Genomic DNA, 22360 nt, shown 5'->3' with positions numbered 1-22360 from the left:
CCCGGGAGGAGACACCATGAACACGCTCGCCGTCGACGCCGCGGCCAAGGCCCGCACCGCGACCATCCTCACCTGCATCATGGCGGCGCTGGCCGGCCTGATGTTCGGTCTCGACATCGGCGTCATTTCCGGCGCCACCGGCTTCATCCAGGCCGAATTCAAGATCAGCGACCGCATGATCGAGTGGATCGTCAGCGCCATGATGGTCGGCGCCGCGGTCGGCGCGCTCGGCGCCGGCTGGATGTCGGCGCACATGGGCCGCAAGCGCTCGTTGATCCTGGCCGCCGCGCTGTTCGTCATCGGTTCGCTGCTGTGCGGCATCGCCACCTCGCCAGAATTCCTGGTCGGCGCACGCTTCGTGCTGGGTTTGGCCATCGGCGTGGCCACCTTCACCGCACCGTTGTATCTGGCCGAGGTCGCGCCGCAGCGCATCCGCGGCGCGATGATCTCCAGCTACCAGCTGATGATCACCATCGGCATCCTGGTCGCGTTCGTCTCCGACACCGCCTTCAGCTACACCGAGAGCTGGCGCTGGATGCTCGGCATCATCGCCATCCCCGGCGCGCTGTTCCTGCTCGGCGTGCTGGTGCTGCCGTACAGTCCACGCTGGCTGATGATGCGCGGCCGTCGCGAGGAGGCCGAGGAAGTGCTGATGCGCCTGCGCGCCGACCGCGAACTGGTCGACCGTGAGATCGGCGACATCGCCGAGCAGCTGAAGACCCCGCAGCGCGGCTGGCACCTGTTCCTGCAGAACCGCAACTTCCGCCGCTCGGTCGGGCTGGGCGTGCTGCTGCAGGTGATGCAGCAGTTCACCGGCATGAACGTGATGATGTACTACGCGCCGCGCGTGTTCGCCAACGTCGGCTTCGGCACCCACGCACAGATGTGGAGCACGGTGATCGTCGGCGTGACCAACGTACTCGCCACCTTCATCGCCATCGGCCTGGTCGACCGCTGGGGCCGCAAGCCGATCCTGTACATCGGCTTCGCGGTGATGGCATCGGCGCTGACCGTGGTCGGCGTGATGATGCACATCGGCATCCATGGTCAGACACAGCAGATCTTCACCGTAGCAGTGCTGCTGCTGTTCATCGCCGGCTTCGCAATGTCGGCCGGCCCGCTGATCTGGACGCTGTGCTCGGAAGTGCAGCCGCTGAAGGGGCGCGATTTCGGCATCGGCGCGTCGACGCTGACCAACTGGGTCGCCAACGGTATCGTCGGTCTGACCTTCCTCAGCCTGCTCAACGGCATCGGCCACGCCGCCACGTTCTGGCTGTACGGCGGCCTGAACCTGCTGTTCCTGCTCATCACCATCGCCCTGGTGCCCGAGACCAAGGGCGTCAGTCTGGAGCAGATCGAACGCAACCTGATGGCCGGCAAGCCGCTGCGCCGGATCGGACAATGACCGTGAACACGCGCCGCGCGCCGCTGCGTTCCGCGCGTCTGGCGCTTGCCGTCGCCGCGCTGCTGTGCGCGGTCGGCGGTGCGCTCGCCAAACCACCGCCGGAGACGTTCGTCAATCCGCTGCTTCCGTCCGGCCCCGATCCGTGGGTGATCCGCCACGACGGCTTCTACTACTACATGAACACCCTGGGCAACCGCATCGCGCTGTGGAAGACCCGCGACCTGGCGAAGCTGGACCAGGTGAAGCCGGTGACGGTCTGGCGCGCACGCAAATCCGGCCCCGGCTCGATCTCGCTGTGGGCGCCGGAGCTGCATTTCATCGACGGGAAGTGGTACCTGTACTTCTCCGCCGCCGAACGCGGTCATGACGACGATGCGCACCGCCACACCCTCGTGCTCGAACATCCGGCCGGCGACCCGACCCAGGGCGCGTGGACCGAGAAGGGCATCGTCAACACCAACCGCACCGGCATCGACAGCACAGTGTTCCGCTGGCGCGGGCAGCTGTACTTCGTCTACTCCGCCTACGTCGGCGACCACAGCGACCTGATCCTGGCGCGGATGAAGAATCCGTGGACGTTGACCGGCCCACAGGTCGACATCGCGCGCCCGACGTTCACGTGGGAGATGCAGGGCGAACGGCAGATTCTCGAAGCGCCGGAATTCCTGCCCGGCACGCACGGCAGGAAGGTGTTCCTGACCTACTCGGCCAGCGCCTGCTGGTCCGACGACTACGCGCTCGGCCTGCTCACGGCCGACGCCGGTGCCGATCTCGCCGATGCTTCGTCGTGGTCGAAATCGCCGCATCCGGTGTTCGCCAAGTCGCCGGCGCACGACGTCTACGCCACCGGCCACAACGGCTTCTTCACCGACCCCGACGGCAGGCACTGGATCATCTACCACGCCAACACCGGCGCGGGCGTGGGTTGCGGCCCGAAGCGTTCGCCGCGCATGCAGCCATTCGGTTGGCACGCCGACGGCACGCCCGACTTCGGCACCCCGGTGGCCGCCGGCAGACGGTTGCACGCGCCGGCCCGTGCGGACGCGAAACCCGCGCCTCAGCCGAAGAACCAGTAGCACACGCCGATCGAGGCCAGCACGCCGGCCAGATCGGCGATCAGCGCGCAGCCCACCGCGTGGCGCGCGCGCTGGATGCCGACTGCGCCGAAGTACACGGCCAGCACGTAGAACGTGGTCTCGGTGCTGCCCTGCATGGTCGCCGCCAGCAGCGCCGGGAAGCTGTCGACACCGGAATGCTGCATGGTCTCGATCAGCATCGCGCGCGCGGCGCTGCCCGACAGCGGCTTGACCAGCGCCGTCGGCAGCGCGTCGACGAAGCGCGTGTCCAGATGCCCCGCATGCGCCAGCCAGCGGATGCCGTCGAGGACGAAGTCCAGCGCGCCCGACGCGCGCAGCACGCCGACCGCGCACAGCATCGCCACCAGGTACGGCAGCAGGCTCTTGGCGACATCGAAACCGTCCTTCGCGCCCTCGATGAAGGTCTCGTACAGCGGCACCTTGCGCCACGCGCCGGCGAGCAGGAACGCCATGATGATGGCGAACAGCGTGAGATTGCCCAGCAGCGAGGACAGCGACGACAGCGCCGCCGCCGACAGCGTGGTCAGGATCGCGATGAAGCCGCCCAGCAGCAGCGCACCGCCGACCAGCCAGACCAGCACCACCGGGTCCCACAGCCGGATGCGCTGCATCAGCGACACCGACAGCAGCCCCGCCAGCGACGACGCGCTGGTTGCCAGCAGGATCGGCACGAACACCAGCGTCGGGTCCGGCGCGCCCTGCTGCATGCGGTAGACGAAGATCGTCACCGGCAGCAGCGTCAGCGACGAGGCGTTCATCACCAGGAACAGGATCTGCGCGTTGCTGGCGGTGTCGTCGCTGGGGTTGAGCGTCTGCAGTTCGCGCATCGCGCGCAGGCCGATCGGTGTGGCGGCGTTGTCCAGGCCCAGCACGTTGGCGGCGAAGTTCAGGCAGATCAGACCGATCGCCGGATGCCCCGCCGGCACCTCCGGCATCAGCCGCCGGAACAGCGGCCCCAGCAGCTTCGCCAGCGCATCGACCAGACCGGCGCGCTCGGCGATCTTCAGGAACCCCAGCCACAGCGCCAGCGTGCCGAACAGCAGCACCATCACCTGCACCGACAGCTTGGCCATCTGGAACAGGCTCTCGACCATCGCCGCCCACACGTCGGGATGACCGCCGACCAGCCAGCTGGCCAGACCGGCAATCGCCGCCGTAAGGAAGAAACCGAACCAGAGCCGGTTCAGCATGACGCGGTCCGCACCGGTATCGTCGCCACGCGCACGCGCTCAGCCCGCCAGCCGGATCGCGCCGTGCACGCCGCCGATCACCATCTGCGTGCCGATGACCGCCAGAATCAGGCCCATCATCCGCGTGATCACGCCCAGCGCGCTGGCGCCGATCAGACGCACGAAGCGCTCGCCGGACACGAACAGCAGGTAGGTGATCGCGCACAGCACGGCGAAGGCGACGATGGTCACCAGCATCGAAGTGACGCCGCCGTCGGCCGCGAAGTTCATCGCCGTGGCGATGGTGCCGGGACCGGCCAGGATCGGCATCGCCAGCGGCGACACCGCCACCCCGAGGGCCGCCTCGCGCGCGCCCTTGGCCTCGTCGGTGCTCGGTTGATGCACCTTTGACCCGTTGCCCTGCAGCATGTGGAAACCGATCAGGAACACCAGCAGACCGCCAGTGATGCGCAGCGCCGGCATGGTCATGCCGAACAGGTCGAAGATCAGTTTGCCGGCGACCGCGAAGATCGCCACGATCACGAACGCCAGCGCCAGCGAGCGCCCCGCGACCTTGCGTCGGGTCGCGGCATCATCGCCATCGGTGAGGCCGAGGAAGATCGGCACGTTGGCGATCGGATTCATGATCGCGAACAGCCCCATGAACACCGTGACCGCATAGGCCAGTTCGTGATGCATGCCCGTCATCGCGCGCTCCCCGGAATGATCGAAACCCGCACGCATCATAGCGTGCGCTCTCGCACGCGGTGGGTCGATCCAGGGATGCACAGCATCCGTCTGCGCGGACGGCGTGACGCACGCAAGGTCGCAGCATGATGTGTGCATGGCGACACACACAGGCTGGCTGCGTGGGCATGCCACGCGCATCGTCCCGCCGCGTGGATTCCACCGCCGCGGGCTGCTCGATCTGCCCGCAACTCCGCGGTGTGCCATCTCGACAGGCAAACCGGCCAGCCGTCGCCGACGCATCGCCTGCCTATCTGCGCCCAGACAGAGCCATGGCGCCTCCACAGGCAGGTTCAATGCATGCCTAGATACGTCCGGCGGCCTTCAGGGCGTCGGCCTCGGCGTCGGAGAACAGCCGCGAACGGATGTGGAAGCGACGCCCGCTGCCGTTCTCCAGCGAGAACATGCCGCCCTGGCCGGGCACCACGTCGAGGGTCAGCTGGGTGTGCTTCCAGTATTCGTACTGCGAGGGACTCATGTAGAACGGCGCGCCGGCGACCTCGCCCAGCCGCACGTCGCGGTCGCCGACGATGAAATCGTCCTGCGGGTAGCACATCGGCGACGATCCGTCGCAGCAGCCGCCGGACTGATGGAACAGCAGCGGCCCGTGCTGCGCGCGCAGCTGCTCGATCAGCGCTGCGGCGGCTTCGGTGACCCGCACCTGTTCGGGCAGGGACGCTTCGGACATGCGGTCATCCTCCACGGGAACGGCGATCCGCATGCGGACCGCCGCCCCGGTTGTCTCACTGTTTGACGTGGTAACGCAACGGCACCGTGGACTTCATCGCGTCCTCGTAGGTCAGCTTGCTGGAGCCGGACGGGTAGCCGTTCTGGCTCAGGATGAAGGCCATGATCTGCACGTAGTCCTCGTGCGACAGGCTTCCCGGCTGCGTTGCCGGCATGTTCTGGCTGACGATGGTGAAGATGTCGCGCACGTGGAAATCGGCGTCCGCCGAGGCGAACAACGGTCCCTTCAGCGCGGGACCGGCACGGCCTTCCAGGTTCGGCCCGTGGCACTGCGAGCAGTGATCCTCGAACTTGGCCTTGCCTTCCGCCATCTGTGCTTCGGTGAACAGCGCCGGCGGCGCGGCGACGCGCGTGGCCGCATGTCTGGGCTTGGCCGATTCGCCGCAGGTTCGCGTCGGCCGCGTGTGCGGACGCAGCAGGTCCGCGGTCGCGGACGACGGCACCGGTTCGGCGTACGGCGCCAGCATCGCCTGCAGCCGACCGCTGTGCCGCAGCGACTTCAACGCGGCATCGAAGCGCTGACCCACCTTCGGATCGGCGTACAGCGCGACCAGGTCGAAATTGGCGTGCGCCTCGTGCAGCGGATGCTCGACGAAACGCGCGCCCGCAGCTCCATGCAGTCGCGCAGCCAGACTCGGCCGCCACAGCATCGCCGCCGCGACCTTGCCGGACAGCAGCGCCGACACCGCTTGGTCCTCGCCCAGATAGACATCGGCCTGCAGCTTGGGATGGTCGATGAAATACAGGTTCGGCGTGGTCTGGTACAGCACCGCGACCATGCTGCCGGCCGGCAGCTCCGACAGCTGCCGCGCGCCGCCGTGACGCGGCGTCACCAGCACGAAGCCGGTGCGCGCGTACGGCGTGCTGGCCTGCGTGCCCGGCGGCGTGCCGGCGTCGGCGGACACGGTCTCCATCGGGAAACCCATCACCAGATCGCAGTCGTCGTGCAGCAGCGTGCGGAAGTGCTTCAGCGCGAAGCCCTCGTCGTCGCCGCTGCCGTCGAACGCGTGCACGCGCAGCGGCTGGCCGAGCTGCGCGGCGACCGCGGCCGCGACCTTGCGGTCCATGTGCTGCGCCGGATTGGAACGGTCCACGCACACCCGCAGTGCACCCGACGGCGCGGCGCTGCCGGCGGCCGAAGCCGCCAGCAGGACCACGGCGATCAGACCGTGAAGCACGAAACGATGCCTTTTCTTCATGGCGACCTTCCTCACAGCGTGAACACGTACAGATGGCCGCCGGTGGGGATGTTGCGCACCGCCGGGTCCTTCGCCATGTCGCCGCCCCAGATCGGCGTGCCGCCGCCCCAGCCGGCCCAGATCGCCACGTACTGCTTGCCGCCGGAGATCCACGTGCTGGGCACGCCGATGCTGCCCGAGGTCATCTGCGGACTCTTCCACAACACCTTGCCGGTCCTGGCGTCGAAGGCGACCAGATGACCGTCCGCACTGCCCGAGAACACCAGGCCGCCGGCGGTGCTCAGCATGCCGCTGTTCCACGGCAGCTTGGAGCCGTGCCGCCAGACTTGCTTGCCGGTGTTGACGTCGATGGCCTGCACCGAACCCCACTCGTTGGGGAAGTGCTTGTCGCGGGTGACGTTGAACGATTCTCCCAGGAACGGCAGACCGGCCTTGTAGGCCACCGTGGTGCCCTTCATGGTCATGCAGGTGTGCAGGGTCGGCACGTAGGCCGCGTGCGTCTGCGGATCGACCGAGATCGGCCACCAGTTCTTGCCGCCGAGGAAGCTCGGGCAGGTGTAGATTTCCTTGCCCACCGCCGGACGCTTGCTGTCGTCGGTGTACGGCTGACCGTCCTTGAAGCCGGCCACGGAGGTGGCGGTGGCGAACTTGGTCGCGTAGATCAGTTTGCCGTCGGTGCGGTCGATGGCATAGAACCAGCCGTTGCGGCTGGCCGTGACCAGACCCTTGTAGGTCTTGCCCTGATAGTCGATGTCGGTCAGCACCGTCTCGTTGGTGCCGTCGTAGTCCCAGGTGTCGTTGGGCGTGTACTGGTAGTACCACTTCACTTTGCCGTCGTTCGGGTCCAGCGCCAGCACCGAGTCGGTGTACAGGTTCTTGCCCGGACGCAGCGTGGCCAGCCACGGGCCGGGGTTGCCGACGCCCCAGAACAGCGTGTCGGTGGCCGGGTCGTAGCTGCCGGTCAGCCAGGTCGCGCCGCCGCCGGTCTTGTAGGCGCCCTTGGGCCAGGTGTCGCCGCCCGGCTCGTTCGGCGCGGGGACCGTGTAGCGACGCCACACTTCTTTGCCGGTCTTGGCGTCGAGCGCCTGGATGAAGCCGCGCGCGCCGTATTCGCCGCCGGACACGCCGACGATCACCTTGCCCTTCACCACCAGCGGCGCGACCGTCATCGCGTAGCCCTTGTCGGCGCGCATCAGCTGATGCTTCCACACCACCTTGCCGCTGACCGCGTTCAGGGCCACCACGTAGTTGTCCAGCGTGGCCATGTAGACGTCGTCGCCGTACAGCGCCACGCCGCGGTTGACCACGTCGCAGCACACCGTGCGCAGCGCCGCCTTGGACAGGTCGTGCTTGTACTTCCACAGCAGCTTGCCGGTACTGGCCTGGAACGCCAGCAGTTCGTTCTTCGGCGTGGTGATGAACATGCGGTCGCCGTTGACGATCGCCGGCGCTTCGTGGCCCGTGTGGTACTCGGTGGTGTAGTCCCAGGCCAGCTTCAGCCGCTTCACGTTGGCGGTGTCGATCTGCTTGAACGGCGCGTAGCCGGAGCTGGTGTAATCGCGCCGGTACATCAGCCAGCCGTCGTCGCTGGCCGCATGCAGCAGGCGCGCATCGGTGACCGGCTTGTAGTCGCTGGCGCTCGCTGCCGCGGAGACCGCCAGCAGGCAGCCCAGCGCGGCCCACAGGCCGAAACGCTTGGTGGTGTTCATCGGTGTTCTCCTCCCGTTTGTTCTTGTTGTCGCCCGTCCGGTTCGCGATGCGCGCGTACAGCGTTCTTCACGACGCCGTGCGGCGCGCGCATGAATACCGGGGAGCGGAATGCGGACCGGCCGCTCGCGCGGCCGGTCCTTGCGTGACGTCGATCAGAAGAAGCCGAGCTTCTTCGGCGAGTAGCTGACCAGCATGTTCTTGGTCTGCTGGTAGTGGTCGAGCATCATGCGGTGCGTCTCGCGACCGATGCCAGACTGCTTGTAGCCGCCAAACGCGGCGTGTGCCGGATAGGCGTGGTAGCAGTTGGTCCACACGCGACCGGCCTGGATCGCGCGGCCGAAGCGGTAGCAGCGGTTGGCGTCGCGGCTCCACACGCCGGCGCCGAGGCCGTACAGCGTGTCGTTGGCGATGGCCAGCGCGTCGTCCTCGTCCTTGAACGTAGTCACCGAGACCACCGGGCCGAAGATCTCCTCCTGGAACACGCGCATCTTGTTGTGCCCGCGGAACACCGTCGGCTGGATGTAGTAGCCGTCCTTCAGCTCACCGCCGAGTTCCGCGCGCGCGCCGCCCGCCAGCACTTCGGCGCCTTCCTGCCGGCCGATGTCCATGTAGGACAGGATCTTCTCCATCTGCTCGGAGGACGCCTGCGCGCCGATCATGGTTTCCGGGTCGAGCGGGTTGCCCTGCTTGATCGCGTTGACGCGCGCCACCGCGCGCTCCATGAAGCGGTCGTAGATCGACTCGTGCACCAGCGCGCGCGACGGACAGGTGCAGACCTCGCCCTGGTTCAGCGCGAACAGCACGAAGCCCTCGATGGCCTTGTCGAAGAAGTCGTCGTCCTCGCGGGCGACGTCGTCGAAGAAGATGTTCGGCGACTTGCCGCCCAGCTCCAGCGTCACCGGAATCAGGTTCTGGCTGGCGTACTGCATGATCAGCCGGCCGGTGGTGGTCTCGCCGGTGAAGGCGATCTTGGCGATGCGGTCGCTGGAAGCCAGCGGCTTGCCCGCCTCCAGACCGAAGCCGTTGACGATGTTGAGCACGCCTTCCGGCAGCAGGTCGCCGACCAGCTCGGCCCACACCAGGATGCCGGCCGGAGTCTGCTCGGCGGGCTTGAGCACCACGCAGTTGCCGGCGGCCAGCGCCGGCGCCAGCTTCCACGACGCCATCAGCAGCGGGAAATTCCACGGGATGATCTGGCCGACCACGCCTAGCGGCTCGTGGAAGTGATAGGCCACGGTGTCGTGGTCGATCTCGCCGATGGTGCCTTCCTGCGCACGGATCGCGCTGGCGAAGTAGCGGAAGTGATCGATGGCCAGCGGCAAATCGGCGTTGAGCGTCTCGCGGATCGGCTTGCCGTTGTCCCAGGTCTCGGCGTGCGCCAGCAGTTCGAGGTTGGCTTCCATGCGGTCGGCGATCCGGTTGAGGATACGCGCGCGCTCGGCCACCGACGTCCGCCCCCAGGCGTCCTTGGCTTTGTGCGCGGCGTCCAGCGCGGCTTCGACGTCGTCCTTGTCCGAACGCGCGATCTCGCAGAACGGCTTGCCGGTGATCGGCGTGATGTTCTCGAAGTAGCGGCCGGCCTTGGGCTTGACCCACTTGCCGCCGATGAAGTTGTCGTAGCGTTCCTTGAAGGGCACCTGCACCGGCAGATGATGTTGTTCCAGTTTGGTCATGTCCTCGCTCCCGTGTTGAAGAAGGTGTACGGGACTACGCACAGGGCGTGCCAAGTGCATGCGGGAACGATTCGCAGTTCGACACATTCCGAGACAATGTCTTTCTTTACATGAAGTTACGTCAACCGACCGCATCGACCTGAGACCATCCGCCGCACGCAGCACTTGCACTGCCGGGCGTTTGTGTGATCTGTAGGGAGACAGTCGCCTGAGACACTGTCGCAGAATGCGACAGTCGGGAGTTCGCCATGCGCCGCAGCCTCTCCACCGACAGCATCCGTTCCGCGCGCCGCCGTTTCTTCGAGGCCGGCCTGCCGCCGCGCGGACTGGTATCCGACACCATCGCGCAATCGTGGAACCGCTGCCGCGCGCTGGGCCTGACCAGCGACGCGCGACTGGACACCGGTCCGCAGGAACAGGCCGCCGTGCGCGCCCTGCGCGAGCGCTACGAGGAACTGTGCCGTCTGTGCCGTCCCGAGATGGAAGCGCTCTACACCGACGCCCAGGCCACCGGCAGCGTGGTGATCCTGACCGCGCCCGACGGCCTCATCCTCGACGCCATGGGCAGCGCGGACTTCCTCGACAAGGCCGCGCGCGTGGCGCTGCGCCCGGGCGTGACCTGGAGCGAAAACCAGACCGGCACCAACGCCATCGGCACCGCGCTGCACGAAAAGCGCCCGGTCGAAGTGCGCGGCGCGGAACATTACTTCGGCGCGCATCGCGTGCTCAGCTGCTCCGCTTCGCCGATCCTCGACGGCCGCGGCCATACCGTCGGCCTGCTCGATCTGTCCGGCGAAGCCAGCGTGCATCACGTGCACGCGCTGGGCATGGTGCGCTTCGCCGTCGACCAGATCGAACGCCGCCTGCTGGAACGCGAGCTGGCCGGGCGCGAAGTGATCCGCCTGCATGCCGACGCCGCGCTGCTCGGCACCCACCGCGAGGGCGTGCTGGTGTTCGAGGATCATCACCTGGTCGCCGCCAACCGCTACGCGCTGGACATGCTCGGCGTCGACTGGAGCGAAGTCGGCCGCTGCCGCTACAACAGTCTGTTCGAGTCCGCGCAACCGCGCGGCCACGGCGTGCAGGAACTGCGCGGACCGGGCGGCACCGCGTTCCAGGCGCAACGCGACGTGATCCCGGCGCGACTGCCGCGCACCACACGCCGCGCCACATCGCAGCGTGCAGCCAATCGCGCGGTCGCGCCGGTGTTCGATGCCGCCATGCAGGAGGCGCTGCAACGCCACGCGCGCCTGATCGACGCCGACATCCCGGTGCTGCTGCAGGGCGAGACCGGCAGCGGCAAGGAAGTCACCGCGCGCGAACTGCATCGGCGCAGCCTACGCGCCGACGCGCCGTTCGTGGCGGTCAACTGCGCCGCGCTGCCGGAGAACCTGATCGAGTCCGAGCTGTTCGGCTACCGCCCGGGCGCCTTCACCGGCGCACGTCGCGAAGGCGCCACCGGCCTGCTGCGCGACGCCGACGGCGGCGTGCTGTTCCTGGACGAAATCGGCGACATGCCGGCCGCCCTGCAGACGCGTCTGCTGCGCGTGTTGCAGGAGCGAGAAGTCACGCCGCTCGGCGGCGGCCGCGCCACGCCGGTGGATTTCGCGGTGATCGCCGCCAGCCATCGCGACATCGCCGCCGACGTCGAAAGCGGCCGCTTCCGCGCCGATCTCTACTACCGCATCGCGCAGACCACGCTGCACCTGCCGCCGCTGCGCGCGCAGGCCGATCTGGCCGAACGGATCGCACAGCTATGGCATAACCTCGGCGGCGACGAGCAGGACATGCCGCTGGCGCCCGAGACGCTGCAGCATCTGGCGCAGCTGCCCTGGCCGGGCAACATGCGTCAGTTGCTGGGCGCACTGCGCACCTTGCTCGCGCTCGGCACGCCCGGCCGCGCCGTCGGCGTCGACGACCTGCCCGCCGAACTGCGGCCCGCCCCGGACGCCATGCAGAGCGCGCGCCTGCGGCTGGTCGACGGCGACGTCCCGGCGATGGAGCAGCTGCAACTCGAAGCCATGCGCGCCGCGCTCGACGCCTGCGACGGCAACGTCTCGGCCGCCGCGCGCAAGCTCGGCATCAGCCGCAGCACGCTCTACCGCAAACTCGGTGTCGACGCCGCGCGCGCCTCAGACACGCATTGACGGCAACGACAACGCGCTTTCGCCCTCGAACACGCCTTCCGGTCCGAAACGCCGCTCGGCGATGTGCACCGCGCCGTCGCGAGCCACCCGCACCAGGGTGCTGGCGCGGGTGCCGTAGGTGCGTCCACGAATGAACGCCGCCGACAGCATGCGCTCGCGCTCGATGCCCACGCCGGTATCGGGCAGCATCGCGTCGGGCCATTCGGCCGGATCGGCCAGCGCGTCCCACAGCGGCGCGACATCGTCCTCATCGCGGTCGATCCAGCGCTGCAGATGCGTCATCAGCGCCTGCGTCTTCGGCCACGGCGTGCCGAAATCCGCGTTCGACAAACCATGCACGCCAGCCTCGACCGTGCGCCGCTTGCCGCGCGGATGGTTGCCCACGTAGCAGGCGCTTTCCGCATCGAAGCACAGCAGATTGAACGGTCGATAGGTTGCCGCGCGCGACTCCAGCGCGGCGGTCCAGTCGCGGCAGGCTTCGTCGCTGCGCAGGTAGTCGCTGACCAGCAGCCCGCGCGAAGCGCCCTCGCCGCCGTGCCCCGGATCGCGCACGTTGGTCACGGTCGCCACGCGACCGCCGGGGCACGCGCCCAGCCAGGTGCCGCCGGCTTGCAGGTCGCGCCCCGCGACCAGACCCGACGCATCGTCCCAGCGCGCCAGCGGCGCGGTCGGCCGTGCGTGGAACTCGTCGCGATTGGCCAGCAGCACCAGCCGCCAGCGGGGATGCGTCTGCCAGGCGAAGGCGATCAGGCACATGCCGCAACACTCCGTGAAACGAAGCTGTATTGTCGGTGACCGCGACCGACGCCGCCACACGCAGGTCATCGCCCGCAACGACGATGGCAAGGCATAATCGGAGCGGCATGATCCTCTCGCACCGTCTCCTCCGTCGCGGCATCGTGCCGACCCTCCTGCTGCTGGCGCTGCTGGCCGGCGCATGGCCGCGCGTGTCGCACGCGGACGACGCCAAGCAGCAGCAGGCCCAAGCCAAAGCCAAGCTGGACGCGGTGAAGAAGCAGATCGCGCAGCTCACCCGCGAGCAGCGCGATACGTCCACGCGCCGCGACAAGCTCAATGCCGAGCTGGCCCGGCAGGCCGACCAGCTCAACGCCGCCGCGCGCGCGGTCCGCGAGAGCGACGCCGCCATCGCCGCCAAGCACGACGCACTGGACAAGCTCGACGCCCAGCGCAAGCCGCTGCAGGCGAAACTGCACGCCCAGCGCGCGGCGCTGGCCGACCTGCTGCGCGCCGCCTACGCGCTCGGCCACGGCTCCGACCTGCGCCTGCTGCTGGGCGACGACGACATCGCCCGCATCGGCCGCGCGCTGGCCTACTCGCGCTACTTCCAGCGCGACCGCATCGAGCGCATCCGCAGCCTGATGCAGGACCTGATCAAGCTGCAGACGCTGCAGCAGCAGATCGCCGACGAACAACAGGCGCTGCAGCAGGAACGCGCGCAGCGCCAGGCGCACCGGCAGGCGCTGAGCGACGCGCGCGACCGCCAGCGCGCCCTGCTCGCCAAGGTACAGGACCAGCTCAAGCAGCAGGGGCAACAGCTCAGCCAACTGCAACGCAACCAGAAGAACCTCAGCGACCTGATCGCGCGTCTGAGCAACGTGTTCGCCGACATTCCGCGCTCGCTGCCCGACGACACGCCATTCGCCAAGCGCCGCGGTCATCTGCCCTGGCCGGTGCGCGGCAAGCTGGTGCGCAACGGCGACGGCGTCAGCATCGACGCCAAACGCGGCAGCACCGTGCGCGCCGTCGCTCACGGCCGCATCGCCTTCGCCAACTGGCTGCGCGGTTACGGCATGCTGATCATCGTCGACCACGGCAACGGCTGGATGAGCCTGTACGGCGACAACGAATCGCTGCTGCGCGACGTCGGCGACTGGGTCAACGCCGGCGACAGCCTCGGCACCGTGGGCATCGAGACCGGCGGCCACGAAGGCGTATATTTCGGATTGCGACACCAGGGCAAGGCCGTGGACCCGCGGCCCTGGCTGTCCAAACGTCCCTGACTCCCGCGCACCGATCGGAGATCTTCATGCGCCACGCGATGTTGTTGCTCGTCCTGCTGCCGGCCCTGGCATGGTCCGGTCCCATGCGCGCCGCGCAGACGCCGGCGTCCGCGACGTCCGCACCCGCGCCTGCCGCCAGCACCGCGGCGCAGGACGACAGCGTCGATCTGCGCGACATCCGCAACTTCACCCGCGCCTACGAAATCATCCGCCAGGCCTACGTGGAGAAAGTCAGCAACCGCGAACTGATGGACAAGGCCATTTCCGGCATGCTGGCCGGCCTCGATCCGCACAGCGCCTACCTCGACCGCCAGGGCCTGGACACGCTCGACGAGGACACCAGCGGCCGCTACGGCGGACTGGGCGTGGAAGTGGCGCAGGTCAACGGCGAACTGATGGTGGTCGCGCCGCTGGACGGTTCGCCGGCCGCGCGCGCCGGCATCAAGCCGGGCGACGTGATCCTGAAGGTCGACCAGGCGCCGGTCGATCCCGACGACGTCGATGCCTCCATCGCCAAATTGCGTGGCGAACCGGGCACGAAAATCACCCTGACCGTGGTGCACGAGAAATCCAGCGTACCGACCGACATCGCCATGACGCGCGAGCGCATCGCACTGACCAGCGTCAACGTGCGCGAACTGGAGCCAGGCTACGCCTACATCCGCATCAGCCAGTTCCAGGCCGATACCGTCGACGACCTGCAGAGCAAATTCGCCGCACTGGAAAAGAAGCACGGCCCGCAGAAAGGCGCCGTGCTCGACCTGCGCAGCAATCCCGGCGGGCTGGTGACCGCCGCCGTCGGCGTCAGCAACGCCTTCCTCGATAGCGGCCGCATCGTCAGCACGCGCGGCCGCCTGGCCGACGCCAACATGAGCTTCGACGCCACCCCGGGCGACATCCTGCACGGCGCGCCGCTGATCCTGCTGGTCGACAACGGCACGGCCTCGGCGGCCGAGATCGTCGCCGGCGCATTGCAGGACAACCGCCGCGCCCTGGTGATGGGCCGACGCACCTTCGGCAAGGGCGTGGTGCAGACCGTGATCCCGGTCGACGAGAACCACGCCATCAAGCTGACCACGGCGCGCTACTACACGCCGAGCGGCCGCTCGATCCAGGCCGAGGGCATCACGCCGGACATCCGCATCGCCGACCTCGTCGCCCGCGCCGGCGACCACGGTCCCTCACTGATCGGTTCCGAGGCCGACCTGCCCAACCACCTCGCCAATGAAGCGCCGGACACCACCCGCCCGACGCCGATCAAGCCGGACGACGACGGCGCCTTGGCGCGCAGCGACTACGCCCTGGCGCAGGCGCTGAATGTGTTGAAGGGATTGGCGCTGAGCCGCAAGAACGCAGCCGCGACCGCGCACTAGACGGCTCGCCGTCGACGTCAGTCGTCCGCGTCGGCCGTATCGCCGTCAGTGCGCACCAGCAGCGTCGACGCCAGAATACCGGCCTCGAACAGCAGGTACATCGGCACCGCCAGCAGCACCTGCGACATCACGTCGGGGGGCGTCAGCACGGCGGCCAGGGCGAAGCAGACCACGACCACGTAGGGCCGCGACTTGCGCAGCTTGTCGACCGACAGCAGGCCGATCGCGACCAGGATCACCACCGCCACCGGCACCTCGAAGCACAGGCCGAAGGCGAAGAACAGCGTCAGCACGAAGCTGAGGTAGTGGTTGATGTCGGTCATCATTTCCACGCCCTGCGGCGTCACCGCCGTCAGGAAGCGGAACGCGGCCGGCATCACCAGAAAATAGGCGAACGCGCAGCCGGTGTAGAACAGCAGCACCGCCGACACCAGCAGCGGACGCGCCAGGCGTTTCTCGTGCCGGTACAGACCAGGGCTGACGAAGGCCCAGGCCTGATAGATCACCACCGGCATCGCCAGCACCAGGGCCAGCACCGCGGTCAGCTTGATCGGCGTGAAGAACGGGCTGGACACCTCGGTCGCGATCAGGTGTCCGCCATGCGGCAAGTGTCGGGTGAGCGGCTCGGCCAGTTCGGTGTACAGCCACTCGCGGAACGGGAACAGCGCCACGAACAGCACCAGCACCGCGACGATGCTGCGGATCAGCCGCGAACGCAGCTCGATCAGGTGCGAGATCAGGCTTTCCTCGGCCTGCGGCTCGTCGGCCTCAGCGTTCATCGGGGCGCTCGCTCGGTTCGGCGGTGTCGGTGCGGCGCGATGCCGGCGCGTCGGCATCGGCCTGCTCGGCGTTTGCTTCGGTTTCGGCCGGTCGCTGCGGATCGTCGTCTTCGTGCAGCGGCTGACCCTTCATCGCGTCGGCGGCTTCGCGGACGCGTTCGGCACTCTCTCGCACGCTGGCCTTGGCCTGCTCGCTGGTCGCGCGGATGTGCTCCTGCGCTTCCTTCAGTTTGCGCTTCATCTCCTCGGCTTCGATCTCGCGCTCGACCTCCGCGCGCACGCTTTCCCAGCCGTTGCGCAGACGACGCAGCAGCGTGCCGACCGTGCGCGCGGCGCCGGGCAGGCGCTCGGGACCGAGCACCACCAGGGCCACCACCGCGATCAGCAGCAGTTCGCCGAATCCGATATCGAACATGGCGCGTCGCGGTGCCGGTCAGTGACCGGAACGATCCTGCGAGGACGTCTCGCTCTCGCGCTTGGCATCCGCGGCCGGGGCATCGGCCTTCAGCTTCTCGGCCGCATCGTCGTCCTTGTCGTCGTCGCTCATGCCTTTCTTGAAGCCACGAATCGCCTTGCCCAGGTCGGAGCCGATATTGCCGAGCTTCTTGGTGCCGAACAGCAGCACGATGATCAGCACGATCAGCAAAAGTTGGAAGGGACCTACGCTCACGGGGTTTCCTCAATCAAAACAGCATAGTAAAAGGGCGACCCGCGTGACGGATCGCCCGGTCCGGACCGCATTCGCGCGCCGGGCTACTTCGCAGTGTACTCCTCCAGGCGGTCGCGGAAATCCACCACCTGATTGGGCACGTTGGTCACGCCGCCCTCGAAGATGCGGCGCGGGGTGATGCCGGCGCCGTAGACCGCCGCGTCGGCGTCGTAGTCGATGCGCAGCACGGAGCCGTTCAGGGCCACGCCCGCGAACAGGCCGCGCGAGCGCGAGTAGGAATAGATCTCGGCCTTGAACTGCGTGTCGGTCGAAACATGCGCGTTGCGACCAACCGGGCCGGCCGCGGCCGCCGCGTCCACGCCCAGGGTGAACTTGCCGTCGACCAGCGAATCCACGCCGCGCTGGGTACGGAACACCAGCACCACGTCGGTCGCGGACACGCCGGCCTGGAAGCCGACGCTGCCGCCGGTCAGGCTGATGAACACGGGATTGGACCAGGTGCCGTCGGCCGTGCGCACCGACACCAGGCCGCGTCCGTGCTGACCGCCGAACACCAGGCCGGCCTTGACCACGTCGGGCACCACCACGATGGCCTTGGCATTGCGCAACAGCTCCTGCGGAATCGCCTTGTCGGGCGCCTGCTGGATCTGCTGCAACACGGTGACCGCCTTGCTGGCGCGCTGCAGCGCCTCGCCACGATCATCCGCATGCGCCGCCGCGAGCGGCAGCAAGGCGCTGACGGCAACCAGCAGAAACGCGTGTACACGCAGCTTGGACATGAAGAGCCTCCGAACGCTTGGAATCTGATGCGCAGCACCGATTTCGCTTCCGGCCATGCGCATGCGGGCTTGTGGCAGACTGCATCGAATCCCGTGCAGAACCCGGTCCGATGCAAGCATCCACGAACTATACCGGCCTCGCCGGCTATCGACATGACAGCCTACCGGCGGCAGGTGTACTGCTGGTAAATCTCGGTACGCCCGAAGCGCCGACGGCCAAGGCGGTGCGCCCGTACCTGGCCGAATTCCTCGGCGATCCGCGCGTGATCGAGTATCCGCGCTGGCTGTGGAAGCTGATCCTGCACGGCGTGATCCTGCGCATCCGCCCGCCGCGCTCGGCCGAGGCCTACGCCAAGATCTGGACCGAACAAGGCTCGCCGCTGCGCGTGTTCAGCGAATCCCTCGCCGCCGGCATGCAGGCCGAGCTTGGGCGACGCCGGCGCGGTCCGATCCGCGTCGCCCTGGCCATGCGCTACGGCCAGCCGAACGTGGCCGACACCATCGCCCAGCTGCAACGCGAGGGCGTGCGCCGGTTGCTGGTGCTGCCGCTGTATCCGCAGTATTCGGCCACCTCGACCGGCTCGGTCATCGACGCCGTGGCCGACGCGCTGAAAATCCTGCGCTGGCCGCCGGAACTGCGCATCGTCAACGACTACCACGCCGACGACGCCGTGATCGACGCCCTGGCCGCCAGCGTGCGCGCGCACTGGGAACAGCACGGACGCGGCGACAAGCTGCTGCTGTCCTTCCACGGCATTCCTGAGCGCTACTTCCACGCCGGTGATCCGTACTTCTGCCAGTGCCAGGCCACCGCACGCCTGCTGCGCGAGCGGCTGGACATGGGCGAGGACGAACTCGTGGTCAGTTTCCAGTCGCGCGTCGGCCGCGAACGCTGGCTGCATCCGTACACCGACGAAACCGTGCGCCAACTGGCCACCGATGGCGTGCGCCGACTCGACGTGCTGTGCCCGGGCTTCGCCGTCGACTGCCTGGAGACGCTGGAAGAAGTGGCGATGCAGAATCGCGACTTCTTCGTCGAGGCCGGCGGCGAAACGCTACGCTACATCCCCGCGCTCAACGACCAGCCGAGCCACGTGGCGGCGCTGACCGACCTCGCCCTGCGCCACATGCAGGGCTGGCCCGAAGTCGACGACGCCTACGATCCGAACCGCGCCGCCGCGACGCTGACCGCCGCCCACGAGCGCGCGAACGCCCGTCGCGCGTCATGATCGAGCTGGACCTCGACGCCGCCGGCCTGGCACTGAAGGCCTGCGTGTCCGGTCCCGCCGACGCGCCGCCGCTGCTGGCGCTGCACGGCTGGCTCGACAATGCCGCCAGCTTCGAGCGGCTGGCACCGCGCCTGAACACGCACCGCGTGATCGCGCTGGACCTGCCCGGCCATGGTCGTTCCGCACACCTGCCGGCCAGTCCGTTCGTGGCCTACGGCATCGCCGAATACGTCGCCGTGGTGCTGGCCGCCGCCGATGCGCTGGCGCTGACGCACTTCGACCTGCTCGGCCATTCGCTAGGCGCGGGCGTCGCCAGCCTGGTCGCCGCCGCCGCGCCGGAGCGCGTGCGCCGGCTCGGTCTGATCGAAGGACTCGGACCGCTCGCCGACGACCCCGCGCGCAGCCTGCAGCGCTTCCGCAACGCCACGCTGCGCCGCCTGCGCCGCGGCGCGCGGAAACGCAGCGTGTTTCCCGACATCGACACCGCCGTGAGCGTACGCGCGGCCGCCACCGACCTGCCCGCGGCGCAGGCGCGCGGCATCGTCGAGCGCGGCCTGACGCGCGAAAACGACGGCTACCGCTGGTCCAGCGACCCGCGCCTGACCCAGCCGACGCCGGTACGCATGGACGAAGCGCAGATCCGCCGCCTGCTCGAAGGCATCGCCGCACCGACGCTCCTGCTGCTGGCCCGACCGCAGACGCCCTACCTGCCCGAGACCATGCTGCGCGAGCGCGCCGCGCATGTCGCCGACATCCGCATCAAACACCTCGACGGCCACCATCACCTGCACCTGGAACACCCCGACGCCGTGGCTGCGCATCTGCGCGCGCACTTCGCCTGAACCGCGTCCGTTCGTTTCCGCGTGCCTACAATGCGGACAGGCATTCCTGCGGAGCACGATCATGCGCATGCAAGAGGGCGAAAAACTGGAAGGCGGCTGCGACTGCGGCGCGATTCGCTACGCGATCGAGGGACCGCCGCTGTTCGTGCACGGCTGCCACTGCCGCTGGTGCCAGCGCGAGACCGGCAGCGCCTTCGTCATCAACGCCATGATCGAGACCGCCCGCGTGCACCGGCTCGCCGGCGAACCTCTGTTCGTGGACACGCCCTCGGCCAGCGGCAAGGGCCAGCGCATCGCGCGCTGCCCGACCTGCTTCGTGGCGCTGTGGAGCCACTACAACGGCGCCGGCCCGCGCATCGCCTTCGTCCGTGTCGGCACGCTGGACGACCCGGACCGCCTGCCGCCGGACATCCACATCTTCACCGCCTCCAAGCAACCCTGGGTGATCCTGCCCGAAGGCACGCCCGCCGTGCCGGTCTACTACGACCGCAAGGAACATTGGCCAGCAGCAAGCCTGGCTCGCCGCCGTACCTTGCTGGAACGAGGCACCTGAGCGGACTCCCGCGCCGGCGATTCATCTCGCGTACGCCGTGCAGCGCGACTCCGATGACGCGATACGCATGACCTGAGTTCCGGAACACCCCGCGTCATCCCGCAACAACATCCTCGTCATCCCGCAACACCCCTCCTCGTCATCCCGGCGAAAGCCGGGACCCAGCGTCTTGGCATGCGGCAAAGTTTGCAGGCTCTAGTTCCCGGCTTTCGCCGGGATGACGAGGATGGAGTGCGCGCTGTGATCGCGGGAAAGCCTTCCGCGTGTCCGAAGTACGTAGCTCGCGACTCGATCGAAGTACGTACCTCATAATTTGATCGAAGCACATGAATCGCACCTCGATCGAAGCATGTGGCGCATGGCTCGATCGAGGCACATGGTTCGTGGGGCGATCGCAGAATCCTCCATGCGGACGACCGCAGAACGCGCAACCATCCCCGCTGTAGTGTTGCGTTACGGACGCGCCGTTGAAGCCGCTCTCGCCGCGCCGTCATCCAACCCCAACACCTTCGCCCCCTGCTCGAAACGGATGTCGACCGGAATATCGGCCTGATCCAATCGCTTGAGATCAGACGCCAGCTGCGGCCCGACGACGCCCATCGCATCGCCCATCTTCTTCGCATCGGCGTAGTCGCCATCGCCCTGCAGGGTCAGGATGCGCGTGGTCAGCGCGGCCATGGCTGCGGTCATCTTGTCGAAGTGCACGCGGTAGCGGCCGGTGGCTTCGTCGCGGGTGATCGCGCCGTGCTGCAGGAAATAGTTGAAGCGCAGCATGTTGGCCTGGGCGTGGGCGTCGGTGGCGCCGAAGCGGACCGAACGCAGCATGCCGGCGAGGAAGGTGACGTAGTTGTCCATCAGCTTGGCCTTGTCCAGCTCGCCCATCTCGCCGAGCTTGCGCACCATGTACAGGCCGAGGATGTCGGCCTTGCCTTCCTCGAAGCTGGAGGCGTATTCCTTCAGCGCCTTGCGCACCGTGCCCTTGCCGTCGAGCGTGTTCTTGATGCCCAGGCCGTGCGCCACCTCGTGGAACATGGTGTTCTGGAAGAACGCGTCGAAGGTGACGTGGTCGAGCTGGTCCTTGGCGATCAGCGTCGCCGCGATCGGCTTCATGATCTTGTCGAACTTCGCCTGCATCACGTTCTCCAGCTGCAGGCGGCGCGTGCCCTTCTTCAGCTGCACCTGCTCGTCGTTGGGCAGGTTGATGGCGATGGTCTTGGCGCCGACGTTGGCGTCGCCGGCGTAGTACACCGCGAAGTAGGCGTTGAGGTCGGCGTCGGAACCGGGCTTCTCGGCCTTGTATTTCGCCGGCACCGGCAGGTCGCGCTGCAGCTGCGGCAGGTACTTGGCGAAGCGCTTGAGCCGCTCGCTCCAGGCCTGGTCCTTGATCAGCACGTAGGACTCGTAGGCGGCCTTGTAGCCGAACAGCTGATCCTCGTAAGTCTCGATCGGGCCGATGACGATGTCGACCGGATTGTTCTTCATGTCCATCCAGGCGAAGTCGCTGGGCTGGTAGTCGTCGGTCTGCAGCGCCTCGGCACGCAGCTTCAGGTACTTGGCGAAACCGGGGTCCTTGGCCAGCGCCGAAGCCTGACGCAGCAGGTCGGCGGCCTTGTCCAGCTGCGGCTGGTAGGCGACGTGATAGGGCACCGTGGTCAGCTCGCCGGTGCCCTCGCGATGCAGCACCGGGCGCAGCAGGGTGTACAGACTGGTCTTGTCCTTGAGCGGCGCTTTGTCGAATTCCGCCTTGGTCATGTCGGCCGGATAGAACTGCGCGCCGAGCGGGCGCGGACCGACGCCGGCGACGAAGGGATGATCGGCGTTGAGCCGGTCCCACGGGCCGTAGTTGATGTCGAACAGCTCGCGCGTGGCGTCGTCGTGGATGCGCGCGCGCAGGGCGTCAGCGTTGGCCACCGACTGCTTCCAGTAGATCGGATTCATCTCGTCGGCCGCCTGGATCAGCAGCCCGACCATCTTCTTCTGGTTCGCATCGAGGTGCGAAAGGTCCGCGGTCAGCTTCACCGTGGCGTAGTCGTCGAGGTGACGGCTGGCGTAGCTGGCGCTGCTGGAAGCCGACGCCGGTGCGGCGGTGCTGGCCGCCGGTTTCGCGGCCGCCGACTCTGGCGTCGCGGCCGGCTTGTCGTGACACGCGGTCAACAGCGCCGCCGAAGCGATCAGCAGGCCGAAAGCATGGATGGACGTGCGCATGGAACTCTCCCCCGA

Annotated in this window: 20 protein-coding genes; 8 read left to right on the top strand and 12 right to left on the bottom strand. The window is 68.0% G+C overall.

Annotation, left to right across the window (positions count from 1 at the left end; all coding sequences use genetic code 11):
* Positions 1–16: 16 nt before the first annotated feature.
* Positions 17–1405 carry a sugar porter family MFS transporter gene (locus LF63_RS01860; protein ID WP_043099225.1) on the top strand — a complete coding sequence of 463 codons (1389 nt, stop codon included), beginning with the start codon at positions 17–19 and terminating at the stop codon, positions 1403–1405.
* Positions 1402–2481 carry a glycoside hydrolase family 43 protein gene (locus LF63_RS01855; RefSeq protein ID WP_052394562.1) on the top strand — a complete coding sequence of 360 codons (1080 nt, stop codon included), beginning with the start codon at positions 1402–1404 and terminating at the stop codon, positions 2479–2481. The genes LF63_RS01860 and LF63_RS01855 overlap by 4 nt, the downstream gene beginning before the upstream one ends.
* Here the strand turns inward: LF63_RS01855 and LF63_RS01850 are convergent.
* The 6 genes from LF63_RS01850 to adh form a co-directional block, all read right to left on the bottom strand.
* On the bottom strand, positions 2463–3692 hold the full coding sequence (locus LF63_RS01850; protein WP_043099224.1) for a nucleoside recognition domain-containing protein: 1230 nt from the start codon (positions 3690–3692) through the stop codon (positions 2463–2465). The genes LF63_RS01855 and LF63_RS01850 overlap by 19 nt on opposite strands.
* Positions 3693–3731: 39 nt before the next feature.
* Positions 3732–4379 (bottom strand): MarC family protein, encoded by a 648-nt coding sequence (locus LF63_RS01845; RefSeq protein WP_200877522.1) that lies wholly within the window; start codon positions 4377–4379, stop codon positions 3732–3734.
* A 343-nt stretch (positions 4380–4722) separates the two neighbouring features.
* Complete coding sequence (locus LF63_RS01840; RefSeq protein WP_043099222.1) at positions 4723–5106, bottom strand: DUF779 domain-containing protein; 384 nt, start codon at positions 5104–5106, stop codon at positions 4723–4725.
* 55 nt (positions 5107–5161) lie between these two features.
* Positions 5162–6364: a c-type cytochrome gene (locus LF63_RS01835; protein WP_043099220.1), complete on the bottom strand. Its 1203-nt coding sequence runs from the start codon at positions 6362–6364 to the stop codon at positions 5162–5164.
* Positions 6365–6375: 11 nt separating this feature from the next.
* On the bottom strand, positions 6376–8073 hold the full coding sequence (locus LF63_RS01830; protein ID WP_043099219.1) for a methanol/ethanol family PQQ-dependent dehydrogenase: 1698 nt from the start codon (positions 8071–8073) through the stop codon (positions 6376–6378).
* 153 nt (positions 8074–8226) lie between these two features.
* Positions 8227–9747 (bottom strand): aldehyde dehydrogenase, encoded by a 1521-nt coding sequence (gene adh / locus LF63_RS01825; protein WP_043099217.1) that lies wholly within the window; start codon positions 9745–9747, stop codon positions 8227–8229.
* A 248-nt stretch (positions 9748–9995) separates the two neighbouring features.
* On the opposite strand from adh, the gene LF63_RS01820 reads away from it, so the two are divergent.
* The gene (locus LF63_RS01820) at positions 9996–11894 is read left to right on the top strand and encodes a sigma-54-dependent Fis family transcriptional regulator (protein WP_043099216.1); all 1899 of its coding nucleotides are present in this window, start codon (positions 9996–9998) and stop codon (positions 11892–11894) included.
* On the opposite strand, the gene LF63_RS01815 is transcribed toward LF63_RS01820, so the two are convergent.
* Entirely contained in the window at positions 11880–12650 is a 771-nt protein-coding gene (locus tag LF63_RS01815; protein WP_043099214.1) for an NRDE family protein, read from the bottom strand. The two genes, LF63_RS01820 and LF63_RS01815, sit on opposite strands and share 15 nt — an antisense overlap.
* A 107-nt stretch (positions 12651–12757) precedes the next feature.
* Here LF63_RS01815 and LF63_RS01810 point away from each other — a divergent pair, with 107 nt between their 5' ends.
* Both LF63_RS01810 and LF63_RS01805 read left to right on the top strand, forming a co-directional pair.
* Positions 12758–13915 (top strand): murein hydrolase activator EnvC family protein, encoded by a 1158-nt coding sequence (locus tag LF63_RS01810; protein WP_052394558.1) that lies wholly within the window; start codon positions 12758–12760, stop codon positions 13913–13915.
* A gap of 26 nt (positions 13916–13941) precedes the next feature.
* Complete coding sequence (locus LF63_RS01805) at positions 13942–15288, top strand: S41 family peptidase (RefSeq protein ID WP_043099212.1); 1347 nt, start codon at positions 13942–13944, stop codon at positions 15286–15288.
* Between the two features lie 17 nt (positions 15289–15305).
* Here LF63_RS01805 and tatC read toward each other — a convergent pair whose 3' ends face one another.
* The 4 genes from tatC to LF63_RS01785 form a co-directional block, all read right to left on the bottom strand.
* On the bottom strand, positions 15306–16067 hold the full coding sequence (gene tatC, locus LF63_RS01800) for a twin-arginine translocase subunit TatC (protein WP_043099211.1): 762 nt from the start codon (positions 16065–16067) through the stop codon (positions 15306–15308).
* A complete protein-coding gene (gene tatB / locus LF63_RS01795) occupies positions 16057–16482 on the bottom strand; it encodes a Sec-independent protein translocase protein TatB (protein ID WP_043099209.1) in 426 nt (141 codons plus the stop codon). The genes tatC and tatB overlap by 11 nt, the downstream gene beginning before the upstream one ends.
* 18 nt (positions 16483–16500) lie before the next feature.
* A complete protein-coding gene (locus LF63_RS16390) occupies positions 16501–16737 on the bottom strand; it encodes a twin-arginine translocase TatA/TatE family subunit (protein ID WP_043099208.1) in 237 nt (78 codons plus the stop codon).
* Positions 16738–16820: 83 nt separating this feature from the next.
* Positions 16821–17516, bottom strand: coding sequence for a lipid-binding SYLF domain-containing protein (locus LF63_RS01785; RefSeq protein ID WP_043099206.1), 696 nt, complete (start codon positions 17514–17516; stop codon positions 16821–16823).
* A 110-nt stretch (positions 17517–17626) separates the two neighbouring features.
* On the opposite strand from LF63_RS01785, the gene hemH reads away from it, so the two are divergent.
* The 3 genes from hemH (at position 17627) to LF63_RS01770 (ending at position 20140) form a co-directional block, all read left to right on the top strand.
* Positions 17627–18745, top strand: a complete 1119-nt coding sequence (gene hemH, locus LF63_RS01780; protein WP_081945043.1) for a ferrochelatase — start codon at positions 17627–17629, stop codon at positions 18743–18745.
* Positions 18742–19587, top strand: a complete 846-nt coding sequence (locus tag LF63_RS01775) for an alpha/beta fold hydrolase (protein WP_043099204.1) — start codon at positions 18742–18744, stop codon at positions 19585–19587. The genes hemH and LF63_RS01775 overlap by 4 nt, the downstream gene beginning before the upstream one ends.
* Before the next feature lie 61 nt (positions 19588–19648).
* Positions 19649–20140 (top strand): GFA family protein, encoded by a 492-nt coding sequence (locus LF63_RS01770; protein WP_235205254.1) that lies wholly within the window; start codon positions 19649–19651, stop codon positions 20138–20140.
* 453 nt (positions 20141–20593) lie between these two features.
* On the opposite strand, the gene LF63_RS01765 is transcribed toward LF63_RS01770, so the two are convergent.
* Complete coding sequence (locus LF63_RS01765) at positions 20594–22345, bottom strand: dipeptidyl-peptidase 3 family protein (protein WP_052394556.1); 1752 nt, start codon at positions 22343–22345, stop codon at positions 20594–20596.
* Between the last annotated feature and the right edge of the window lie 15 nt (positions 22346–22360).

Origin of the sequence: Oleiagrimonas soli, from assembly GCF_000761445.1 — a bacterium.
GTDB classification, from domain to species: domain Bacteria; phylum Pseudomonadota; class Gammaproteobacteria; order Xanthomonadales; family Rhodanobacteraceae; genus Oleiagrimonas; species Oleiagrimonas soli.
This window is presented reverse-complemented; position numbering and strand designations above follow the sequence as displayed.